The sequence below is a fragment of the Streptomyces sp. NPDC000134 genome, assembly GCF_042899225.1.
Taxonomy (GTDB): domain Bacteria; phylum Actinomycetota; class Actinomycetes; order Streptomycetales; family Streptomycetaceae; genus Streptomyces.
This window is the reverse complement of sequence record NZ_JBIAZN010000036.1, coordinates 21,983-31,787: the sequence shown is the minus strand read 5'-3', so window position 1 is coordinate 31,787 and position 9,805 is coordinate 21,983. Positions and strand designations below refer to the sequence as shown.

Annotated in this window: 11 protein-coding genes; 5 read left to right on the top strand and 6 right to left on the bottom strand. The window is 74.2% G+C overall.

The genetic code is table 11. The annotated features are described in order from the left end of the window. Positions 1-334 precede the first annotated feature (334 nt). The 3 genes from ACFY32_RS33220 to ACFY32_RS33210 form a co-directional block, all read right to left on the bottom strand. Positions 335-523, bottom strand: a complete 189-nt coding sequence (locus ACFY32_RS33220; protein WP_359203987.1) for a hypothetical protein — start codon at positions 521-523, stop codon at positions 335-337. 162 nt (positions 524-685) lie between these two features. After that, the gene (locus tag ACFY32_RS33215) at positions 686-2,365 is read right to left on the bottom strand and encodes a RecQ family ATP-dependent DNA helicase (RefSeq protein ID WP_359203990.1); all 1,680 of its coding nucleotides are present in this window, start codon (positions 2,363-2,365) and stop codon (positions 686-688) included. A gap of 72 nt (positions 2,366-2,437) precedes the next feature. Further along, positions 2,438-3,073, bottom strand: a complete 636-nt coding sequence (locus ACFY32_RS33210; protein WP_390676260.1) for a class I SAM-dependent methyltransferase — start codon at positions 3,071-3,073, stop codon at positions 2,438-2,440. A 292-nt stretch (positions 3,074-3,365) separates the two neighbouring features. Here ACFY32_RS33210 and ACFY32_RS33205 point away from each other — a divergent pair, with 292 nt between their 5' ends. Then, positions 3,366-4,442: an NADH:flavin oxidoreductase/NADH oxidase gene (locus tag ACFY32_RS33205; protein ID WP_390676259.1), complete on the top strand. Its 1,077-nt coding sequence runs from the start codon at positions 3,366-3,368 to the stop codon at positions 4,440-4,442. 212 nt (positions 4,443-4,654) lie between these two features. Next, positions 4,655-5,266, top strand: a complete 612-nt coding sequence (locus ACFY32_RS33200) for a TOPRIM nucleotidyl transferase/hydrolase domain-containing protein (protein ID WP_390676258.1) — start codon at positions 4,655-4,657, stop codon at positions 5,264-5,266. A 76-nt stretch (positions 5,267-5,342) separates the two neighbouring features. Here ACFY32_RS33200 and ACFY32_RS33195 read toward each other — a convergent pair whose 3' ends face one another. Continuing rightward, the gene (locus tag ACFY32_RS33195) at positions 5,343-6,101 is read right to left on the bottom strand and encodes a DeoR/GlpR family DNA-binding transcription regulator (RefSeq protein ID WP_390676257.1); all 759 of its coding nucleotides are present in this window, start codon (positions 6,099-6,101) and stop codon (positions 5,343-5,345) included. A 49-nt stretch (positions 6,102-6,150) separates the two neighbouring features. Between ACFY32_RS33195 and ACFY32_RS33190 the strand changes: the two genes are divergently transcribed. Both ACFY32_RS33190 and ACFY32_RS33185 read left to right on the top strand, forming a co-directional pair. After that, a complete protein-coding gene (locus ACFY32_RS33190) occupies positions 6,151-6,540 on the top strand; it encodes a DUF4406 domain-containing protein (RefSeq protein WP_390676256.1) in 390 nt (129 codons plus the stop codon). After that, positions 6,537-7,214: an NUDIX domain-containing protein gene (locus ACFY32_RS33185; RefSeq protein ID WP_359204008.1), complete on the top strand. Its 678-nt coding sequence runs from the start codon at positions 6,537-6,539 to the stop codon at positions 7,212-7,214. Before ACFY32_RS33190 ends, ACFY32_RS33185 begins: the two co-directional genes overlap by 4 nt. A 65-nt stretch (positions 7,215-7,279) precedes the next feature. Here the strand turns inward: ACFY32_RS33185 and ACFY32_RS33180 are convergent, their stop codons facing one another. Beyond that, a complete protein-coding gene (locus ACFY32_RS33180) occupies positions 7,280-7,816 on the bottom strand; it encodes a hypothetical protein (protein WP_359204011.1) in 537 nt (178 codons plus the stop codon). 173 nt (positions 7,817-7,989) lie between these two features. On the opposite strand from ACFY32_RS33180, the gene ACFY32_RS33175 reads away from it, so the two are divergent. Beyond that, a complete protein-coding gene (locus tag ACFY32_RS33175; protein ID WP_359204014.1) occupies positions 7,990-9,207 on the top strand; it encodes an MFS transporter in 1,218 nt (405 codons plus the stop codon). Positions 9,208-9,291: 84 nt separating this feature from the next. Here the strand turns inward: ACFY32_RS33175 and ACFY32_RS33170 are convergent, their stop codons facing one another. Next, positions 9,292-9,699, bottom strand: a complete 408-nt coding sequence (locus ACFY32_RS33170) for a helix-turn-helix domain-containing protein (RefSeq protein ID WP_359204017.1) — start codon at positions 9,697-9,699, stop codon at positions 9,292-9,294. Positions 9,700-9,805 lie beyond the last annotated feature (106 nt).

Below are 9,805 nucleotides of genomic sequence, written 5' to 3'. Positions count from 1 at the left end.
CGTGGTGGGTTGAGTGGCTGGGGGGGCTGGGGTGTTTCTCCTGTTGGCGGGGTTGTTGCGGCTGGGGGGGTCCCTTCGGGGTGCTGGGGCGTGTGGGGGGGGGTGGGGGGGTTTGACCAAAAATCGTCTTGTCTCTTGGTGGGGCGGCGGGCCCCCGGGGCGCGGCGGGGCGCAGGGCGGGGCGCCCGGGCGGCGGGCCCACGGCAGGTCACCGGCCGGGCCATGGCCCCCGCTCCGGAGAGCGGAGGCCACGCCGGCAGCCAGATCCCGCACCGCGCCCTTCAGCAGGGCAGAAGTGCCTGACTGTTCCATTCAGGTGCTCCCGTCGATCCGGTCAGCCCTTCTTGGGGCGCGGGGTCGGCGGCGACAGCTCCAGCTTGCCCCCTCCGACGAGCGCCAGCAGGCCGCCGCAACGCCGGCTGTCCCGGTAGACGCCGTCCGACTCGGTGGGGTCCAGAGCCGCGTCCACGTCCATGTCCTGGATGCGGGTCACTTCCTGGATGACCTTTTCCTTGGAAGGCATGTCACCATCTCCCTCTGATCTGGCCGGTAGCCTTCACCGTCACAGGTGTCCGCCCAGTCGCAAAGCATGCCTATCTTCTCAGAATTCTCTGAAGGTAACCTTTTCAACATAACGGACATGCCGGACAGTGGCTTCGGCCGCGCCCCGAGGCGGGGTGAGGGTTCAGGGCGCCTCGGCCACCACGGTGAGCAGGTCCTCCTGGTCGGCCAGGGCCGCCAGGGCGAGGGTGCGGTAGCCGACCTGTTCGAACTGGACGGTGATGCGGTCGCCGTCCTCGCTCAGCACCATGCCCTCGCCCCACTCGCGGTGCCGCACCCGGGACCCCACCGGGTACGCGCGGGCGGCGGGGTGCCGGGCCGGCGGGGAGGCGTCCCCGTCCTCGCGGGCGTCGCAGCCGTCGCAGTTGCCGCAGGGCGGCTCGTACTCCTCGCCGAAGTAGCCGAGCAGGAACCGGCGCCGGCACCCGGTGGTCTCGGCGTAGGAGCGGGCCATGTCGACCCGGGTGCGGTCGGTGACGCGGTGCGCCTCGGCGGCCTCCTCGGCCCGTTCCGCGGCGGCGTCCGGCGGGGTGTCCCCGTCCGGGCGGACCTCGCCGTCCGCGCCGGTGGCGACGGCGCCGGCCTCCTCCAGGAGGTTCACGGCGGTGGTGACGCGGTTGCGGGACAGCCCGGTCTCGCGGCGCAGCGCGTCGAGGTCGGCGGGCTCGTCCTCGTGGTCGCGCACGGCGTCGGCGACCTCGGTGAGCGTGTCGTGGCCGGGGGTGCGGCCGGCGAACCAGTACTGCATGCCGGTGTCCTCGGGGCGGTGGTGCAGGACCGCGAGGGCCGGTTCGCCGTCCCGGCCGCAGCGGCCGATCTCCTGGTAGTAGGCGTCCAGCGAGCCCGGCAGCGAGGCGTGCAGCACGAACCGTACGTCCTCCTTGTCGATGCCCATCCCGAACGCCGAGGTCGCCACCACCACGTCGGTGCGCCCGGCGAGGAACGCGTCGTGGACCCGGGCGCGCTCGGCCCCGGGCAGGCCGGCGTGGTAGGCGACGGCGGTCAGTCCGAGGGCGGCGAGCTGCCCGGCGTACTCCTCGGCCTCCTTGCGGGTGGCGGCGTAGACGATGCCGGGTTTGGGCTCGGCGGCGGCGCGCTCGACGACCGCGCGGCGCCGGTCGTCCTCGTCGAGGAAGCGGCGGGCCTCCAGCCGGATGTTCGGCCGGTCGAAGCTGGTGACGGTCAGCCGCGGCCGGTCCATGCCCAGGCGCGCGACGATCTCCTCGCGGACGGGCGGGGCGGCGGTCGCGGTGAGGGCGAGCAGCGGGGGGCGTCCGACCCGGCGTACGGCCTGCTCCAGGCGCAGGTAGTCGGGCCGGAAGTCGTGCCCCCAGGAGGCCACGCACTGGGCCTCGTCCACCACGAACAGGGCGGGCGCGGCGGCGGCCAGCTCGTCGACGACCTCGTCCTTGGCCAGTTGTTCGGGCGACAGGTACAGGAACCGGGCCTCGCCCGAGCGCACCGCCTGCCACGCGGCCTCGGCCCCGGCCGCGGTGAGGGTGGAGTTCACGGCGACGGCGCCGGGCGCATCGTCGCCCTCGGGCAGGCCGGCGATCTGGTCCCGCTGGAGCGCGAGCAGCGGCGACACGACGACGACCGGGCCGTCGAGCAGCACCCCGGGTACCTGGTAGACGGCGGACTTGCCGGACCCGGTCGGCATCACCACGAGGGTGTCCCGGCCGTCGAGGACGGCCTCCATGGCCTGGAGCTGCTCGGCCGAGAGCCGCTCCCACCCGAACACCTCGGCGGCGCTGCGCCGCAGACGCGCGGCGGGGTCGTCCGCCGTCCGGTGGTTTCCGGTCATGTCTCCGCTCCCTGGTCGTCCGGTGGGCGGCCTGAGTACCCGGACCGGCCCGGCACAGTCGCGGGCCCCCCGCTACGCCCGCCGCAGTTGCCACACGTGGTCGTCGCGGTGCCCCTCCGTGCCGTCCGGGGAGACGGAGGCCCGGCGGACGGTCTCCCGGGTGCGGACGGTCCACTCCCCCTCGGGCAGCGCGAGGCCGTCGGGAATCGCGTCCAGCGTGGGGAACTCCGCGTCGAAGGGCGGTTCGGTCTGCCAGGACGGCCAGCCCGCGTGCAGGACGATCAGCAGGGTGCCGCCGTCGGTGACCGCGTCGGCCGCCCGGCGCAGGACGCTCCGCTGGTCGAGGGCGACCGGGGACTGCAGGTAGTGGGCGCTGACCAGGTCGAAGGAGCCCGCGGGGAAGGTCACGCCCAGTTCGTGGCGCTCCCAGGTGACGCGGTCGCCGACGCCCGCCTCGGCGGCGTGCCGGGCGGCGCGCTCCAGGGCGGTGGCGGAGATGTCGACGCCGGTGACCCGCCAGCCCCGCGAGGCCAGCCACACGGCGTCGCCGCCCTCCCCGCAGCCGAGGTCCAGGGCGGTGCCGGGGGCGAGACCGGCCGCCTCCCGGACGAGCAGCTCATTGGGCCGCCCGCTCCACACCCGCCCGGCGTCGCGGTACCGCGCCTCCCAGAACTCGGCGGGCTGCTCGGGCGAAGACGTACGGCTCATGATGCCTCCAGGCTGCGACGGGACGAGGGGACCGGACGGAACGGGGCGGCGGCGACACCCGACGCCCCTGCCCGCAGCCTGCACCGGATGCCTCCCGGACCGCGCGGAACTTTGCCGGTCCGGCAAATTCGGTCCGCGCGAGGGAGCCGCGCCGTCGTCCGGCGGCGCGTTGTACGAGGGACATCGTAATTTGACGAGTGCCGTATTACGAGAGTTATCGTACGAGGCGCCGGTCGTGCCCGTCGTCGTGCGCGGCCGGCGTGACCGACCCCTCAGTCGACGGGAGACCTCTGTGAGCGCCCTGTTCGAGCCGTACACCCTGCGGTCCGTGACCCTGCCCAACCGGGTGTGGATGCCCCCGATGTGCCAGTACTCCGCCGCGCCCGACGGCCCCGCGCAGGGCGTGCCGACGGACTGGCACTTCCAGCACTACGGCGCGCGGGCGGCCGGCGGCACCGGGCTGATCATCGTGGAGGCGACCGGTGTCGCGCCCGAGGGCCGGATCTCGCCGCAGGACCTGGGGCTGTGGAACGAGGCCCAGGCCGAGGGCCTGAGCCGGATCACCTCGTTCCTGAAGGAGCAGGGCACCGTCCCCGGCATCCAGCTCGGCCACGCCGGCCGCAAGGCGTCGACCAGCCGCCCGTGGGACGGGGACCGCCCGGTCGGCCCCGAGGAGCACGGCTGGGAGCCGGTCGGCCCGAGCGCCGTCGCCTACCCGGGCCTGAAGGTGCCGCGCGAGCTGACCGCCGAGGAGATCGGCGAGGTCGTCGAGCGGTTCCGCGTCTCCACGCGGCTCGCGCTCAAGGCCGGGTTCCAGGTCGTCGAGATCCACGGCGCCCACGGCTACCTGATCGGCAACTTCCTCTCCCCGCACAGCAACACCCGCACCGACGCCTACGGCGGTTCGTTCGAGAACCGGGTCCGGCTGGCCGTCGAGGTCGTGGACGCCGTACGCGAGGAGTGGCCCGAGGAACTCCCGCTGTTCTTCCGCGTCTCCGCCACCGACTGGCTGGAGCGGGACGGCTGGACGCCGGACGACACGGTCGCCCTCGCCCGGGTGCTGACCGAGCACGGCGTGGACCTGATGGACATCTCCACCGGCGGCAACGCGGCCGGGGTGACCATCCCGGTCGGCCCCAACTACCAGGTGCCGTTCGCCGAGCGGGTCCGGCGCGAGACGGACATGCCGGTGGCGGCGGTCGGCGAGATCACCGACCCGGAGCAGGCCGCGAAGATCCTCGCCAACGGCGAGGCCGACGCGGTCCTGATCGGCCGGCAGCTCCTGCGCGAGCCCACTTGGGCCCGCCGCGCCGCCCGCGAACTCGGCGCCGACGTGCGGATTCCGCCGCAGTACGGCTGGCGCCCCTGAGACACCGCCGGCCCGCGCCCGCGCCGGCGGAGGCCGGCGCGGGCCGCCGACCGGAGCCGGGCCGGGGCGATGCCGCTCGCGGGGGTGTCCCTGGATCGGGAGTTCACCGGCCGTCGGCTCGGCGATCTGCTCACCGGCATCGTCCCGGACGGGGCCGGACCGGCGGCGGATATTCCCGTGCCGTGCCGCCGGTGAGGGTGCAGACTCGCGGCATGGCGGACATGCGGGCGTTCCGGAGTGCGGTCGGCGACTGGGCGAGCGGGGGTTCCGGCGGGCCGGCGCGCGAACTGGCCCCGGGGGTGCGCACGGCCGTGCTGCTGGAGGGGCCGAGCGATGTCGCGGCCGTCGAGGCGCTGGCCGCCCGGCGGGGCCGGGACCTCGCCGCCGAGGGCGTGTGCGTGCTGCCGATGGGCGGGGCGATGAGCGTCGGCCGGTACACCGACCTGCTCGGACCGCCCGGCCTGGACCTGCGCCTGACGGGCCTGTGCGACGAACGCGAACGGCCCTTCTACGACCGCGCGCTGGAGCGGGCGCGGGCGCCTCGGGACGGGTTCTTCGTGTGCGTGTCCGACCTGGAGGACGAGCTGATCCGCGCGCTGGGCACCGGGCGGGTGGAGGAGATCGTCCGGACCGAGGGCGACCTGCGCCCCTGGCAGACCTTCCTGAGCCAGCCCGCGCAGCACGGCCGGCCCCGCGCGGGGCAGTTGCGGCGCTTCCTCGGCACCAAGAAGGGCCGCAAGATCCGTTACGGCCGTCTCCTCGCCGAGTCCCTGGACACGGCGCGCGTACCGGCCCCGCTCGACGGCCTGCTCGCGGCCCTCTGACCTGCACGGGCCTCACTCGGCGTCGGCCTCACCCGGTTCCGACCTCACCCGACGCTCGCCTCTCCCAGAGCCGCCTTCAGCCTGCCGTCAGGACGTCCACGCCGCGTGCCGTGAGCTGCTCGACGACCGCCTGCCGGGGATCGGCGTCGGTGATCACTCCGGCGATGTCCTCGAAGGGCAGGACGCGGAACCGGGAGGCCGTGCCGATCTTCTCGGAGGAGGCGAGGACGTAGGTCTCCGCCGCCCGCGCGGCCAGCGCCCGCTTCATGGCGGCCTCCTCGGCGTCGCCGGTGGTCAGCCCCGCCTCCGGGTGGACGCCGGTGACGCCGAGCAGGCACAGGTCGGCGGAGACGTTCTGGGCGGCCTCGACGGCGGCGGCACCGCAGGCGACCGCCGAGTGCTTGAAGAGGCGCCCGCCCAGCAGGAACACCTCGGCCCGCGGGTGTTCCAGCAGCGCCGTCGCGACGGTCGGGCTGTGGGTGATCACCGTGCAGTCCAGTTCCCGGGGGAGCCGGTGGGCCACGGCGAGGGCGGTGGTGCCGCCGTCCAGGATCAGTGCGCCGCCCGGCCGCACCAGCGCGACGGCGGCCTCGGCGACCTTGCGCTTGCCGTCGGGGGTGACGCTCATGCGGGTGGGGTAGTCCGCGAGGGCCGGGGAGACGGGCACGGCCCCGCCGTAGACCCGGTGGCAGAGCCCCTCGGCGGCCAGGTCGCGCAGGTCGCGCCGCACGCTGTCCTCGGAGATGCCCAGGTCGGCGGCGACCTCCTTGGCGATGATCTTCCCCTCGCGGGCGAGCAGGGCCAGCAGGTGGTCGCGCCGTTCAGCAGCCAGCATGCACGTTCTCTCCTGTTCTTGCACGTTTCTGCGTGTAGTGTAGCGCTGCATGACCGACCGACCGATGCTCATCCCGATCGCCGGCCCCTACCGCTCCGGTACCGGCGGCGCCCCGGCGGCCATGGCCGCCGACCTGTCCCGTCCCGAAGCGGCCGCGTGGCCGGTGTTCGACGCCGGCCAGGTGCCGGTGACCGGGGAGCGGATCGCCCCGCCCGTGCCGCGCTCGGCCGGCGCGGGCCCCACCGACCCCCTGGCCGACCAGGTGCTCCACCCGGCCGCCGACCGGCCGCTCGCCCACCGCGACGCCGTACTGCGGCTGCCCGGCGACTCTGCCGGGGCCGGCCAGGACGCGGCCACCGCCCGCCGCCGCGGCCTGCCCGTCCACCACGACGTGGCGCAGATCCCGCGCCGCGTGACGGCGGCGGGCGGCGCCGCGTGACGGCCCGCCCCGGCATCGACGTCCCCGACCACCGCGGCCGCACCGGCCTGGACCGCGCCGGGCGCGACCTGGACCGCAACCCCCGCGTCAGGGTCCGCGACGTGGAACTCACCTCGCGGGGCTGGCACGTGCTGCGCCGCACCACCTTCGACTACCGGCGCCGGGACGGACGCTGGGTCACCCAGCAGCGCGAGACCTACGACCGGGGCGACGGCGCGGTCGTCCTGCCCTACGACACCGGGCGCCGACGCGTGCTGCTGGTCCGCCAGTTCCGCTACCCGGCCTACGTCAACGGCCACCCGGACGGCATGCTCGTCGAGGCCGCGGCCGGGCTGCTCGACGGCGACGCGCCGCCGACCGCGATCCGACGCGAGGCCGCCGAGGAACTCGGTGTCACCCTCGGCCCGCTCACCCACGTCCTCGACGCCTACATGAGTCCGGGCTCGGTCACCGAACGGCTGCACTTCTACGCGGGCCCGTACACCCCGGCCGACCGCACCGGCGCCGGTGGCGGGCTGGCGGAGGAGGGCGAGGACATCGAGGTCCTCGAACTCCCCTTCGCCGAGGCCCTCGCCATGGTCCGCGACGGCCGCATCGCCGACGCCAAGACCGTCATGCTCCTGCAGTGGGCCGCACTGGAGGGTCCCTTCGCCCCGGGCTCCGGCACCGCCTGACCCACGGCACCGCCTGACCCGGCCTTCATCGGCGTCGTGGCCGTGAGCGGACTCGGGGCCGCGGGTCAGGCTTCGTCGGCCCTGGTGAGGGCCTCACTGACCATGCGGGTGGCGAAGTCCTGGTCGTCGGTGATGCGGTTGATCTGCTCCGCGAGCAGGAAGGCGGTGGCCTCCAGGGCGTTCATCTCCTCCTTGGTCCAGTCCCCGTACTGCTGGCGCCACAGGCTGGGGCTCAGGCCGGTGGCCGCCGCGACGAGGAGGCCGGCCATGGTGGGGATCGCCTCGGGGCGGACGCTCTTGGGCATCATGCGCAGCGCGGCCACATGGTTGGGCACCACACACTCGATGACGTTCTCGCCGTGGTCCTCGAAGGCCATCCGCAGCCACTGCATGAACATGTAGATGACCGTGCAGGCGCCGTCCAGCAGGTCGTCCATCCCGTCGGGGCCCAGGGAGACGGCGAACTGCTCGGTGAGCGCCTCCTGTTCGGCGTCGGTCCGGGTCCTGCCGTCGTAGATGGCCTTCAGCCGGGAGTCGATCATCATGAGCGCGGCGCCGACCTCGCCGACGGGCGCGTACCGGGCGTCGCAGGGCGATGACACAGGATTCCTCCAACTAACCGAGGGCAACGCACTGTGTACGCACAGTATCCCGCCGGTGCCGTGACGGTCCGGCGAATTCCGAGGAAGGGCGCGCCAGTTGGCGGACCGGGCCGGTGCTAGAATGATCAAGTCGGCCTTCGGCGCCCCGGCGGGTGCGTCCGGAGGCTTTTTTCATGCCTTCCCACACCTCCGCGCCCACCACGGGCTATCGCACCCTGCTCCGCAACCGTGAATTCGCCGGACTGTACGCGAGCTTCACCCTGACCACCGCCGCGAGCACCCTGTCCGGTTTCGCGCTCGGCACGCTGGTCGAGCGCCGGACCGGCTCGCCGTTCCTGACGGCGGTGAGCATGTACGGCGCCACGTTCGCGACCGTGCTCGGGGCGCTGACGCTGATGTCGGTGGCGGACGGGAAGCATCCGCGCCGGACCCTGGTGGCGTTGCAGTGCGTCTCGCTGGCGGGTGTCGCCGGGCAGGCGGTGCCCGGACTGCCGCCGGCCGCCCGGTTCGGTCTGCTCCTGGTGCTGGGGTTCTTCCAGTCCCTCGGCACCGGGACCCGGATGGGGCTGCTCGCCGAGGTGGTGCCGGATTCCGCGTACGCGCTCGCCCGGTCGCTGATGAACATCACCTCGGGCGGCACGGCGATCCTCGGTTACGCCTTCGGTGCGGTGCTGCTCCGGTGGCTGAGCCCGCACGAGGTCTTCCTGGTCGCCGCCGCCCTCACCGCCCTGGCGCTGGTCGTCGTGGCGGCGACCGTCCGGGAACGGTCGATCCGGCTCGTCCGGCGCCCGGGACCGCGCCGGACCTGGGCGGCCAACGTCGACCTGTTCTCCCACCCCGGCCGGCGGGCGCTGCTGCTCAACCTGTGGGTGCCCAACGGTCTGATCGTCGGCTGCGAGGCGCTGTTCATCTCCTACGCCCCGGGCTGCGCGGGGGTGCTGCTGGCCGCCGGGGCGGCCGGGATGCTCCTCGGTGACCTGACGGTCGGGCGGCTGTTCGGCGCGGAGCGGCGCCGCCGGTGCGCGTTCGCGCTGCGGCTGCTGCTCGCCGTGCCGTATCTGGTGTTCGCGGCCGGACCGCCGGCGCTGGTCGCGGCGGGCGCGGTGTTCGTGGCGGGCGCCGGTTTCGCCGCCACGCTGCCGCTCCAGGAACGGCTGCTGGAGCTGACCCCGGACGCGGTCCGCGGGCAGGTCCAGGGCGTGGAGTCGGCGGGCCGGATGACCTGGCAGGGCCTCGGCGCGGCGATCGCCGGCGCGGTCGCCCAGTACGCCGGTCCCGCGACGGCCATCACCGTCCTGGCGGCCGTCTCCGTCGCCGTGACCGTCCTCTCCCGGCCCTTCGTACCGGTCGGCGGGCGCGGGAAGGGGCGGCAGACGGGCTCCCGCATGTGACGCCGAGCGTGCGCGGGGACACCGTACGTCCTGGGGACTCCGTACGTCCTGGGGACTCATCGTCGCGCGCAGCGGACGCGCCGGTCAGGGAGCCGTCCCGTCGGTGGCCAGGTCGGCGGCCAGGTTGTCGGCGGCCTGGTTGTTGCGGTCGATCTCCCGCATGTGGGTCTCGGCCCAGTCCCGCAGCGCGGCGAGCGGGTGTTCGAGGGACCGGCCGAGGTCGGTGAGCCGGTAGTGGACGGCGGGCGGCACGGTGGGCTCCACCCGGCGGGCGACCAGGCCGTCGCGGGTCAGGCCCCGCAGGGTGACGGACAGCATCTTCTGCGAGATGCCGGGGACACGGCGGCGCAGCTCCGCGAAGCGCAGCTCGTCCGGGGCCGCTTCGGCCAGCACCTTGACCGTCATCGACGTCCACTTGGTGCCGATGCGGTCGAGCAGTCGGCGGGTCGGGCAGCGCGGGTCGAGCAGGTCACCGCGCTCGGACGTGGTCACCCGGGGCTCACCACCTGAGGGGAAAGTGCCGTCTTGGACGGGCCAGGTTAGTTCCCTAGCGTGCCCTTGTCACCATTCCTCACCCCCTCTCATCTGGAGCATCTCC

Excerpts from the sequence above, each read along its gene's own strand:
- ACFY32_RS33220 (WP_359203987.1), bottom strand. The coding sequence starts at position 523 with ATGCCTTCCAAGGAAAAGGTCATCCAGGAAGTGACCCGCATCCAGGAC.
- ACFY32_RS33215 (WP_359203990.1), bottom strand. The coding sequence starts at position 2,365 with ATGACCGGAAACCACCGGACGGCGGACGACCCCGCCGCGCGTCTGCGG.
- ACFY32_RS33210 (WP_390676260.1), bottom strand. The coding sequence starts at position 3,073 with ATGAGCCGTACGTCTTCGCCCGAGCAGCCCGCCGAGTTCTGGGAGGCG.
- ACFY32_RS33200 (WP_390676258.1), top strand. The coding sequence starts at position 4,655 with ATGGCGGACATGCGGGCGTTCCGGAGTGCGGTCGGCGACTGGGCGAGC.
- ACFY32_RS33195 (WP_390676257.1), bottom strand. The coding sequence starts at position 6,101 with ATGCTGGCTGCTGAACGGCGCGACCACCTGCTGGCCCTGCTCGCCCGC.
- ACFY32_RS33190 (WP_390676256.1), top strand. The coding sequence starts at position 6,151 with ATGACCGACCGACCGATGCTCATCCCGATCGCCGGCCCCTACCGCTCC.
- ACFY32_RS33175 (WP_359204014.1), top strand. The coding sequence starts at position 7,990 with ATGCCTTCCCACACCTCCGCGCCCACCACGGGCTATCGCACCCTGCTC.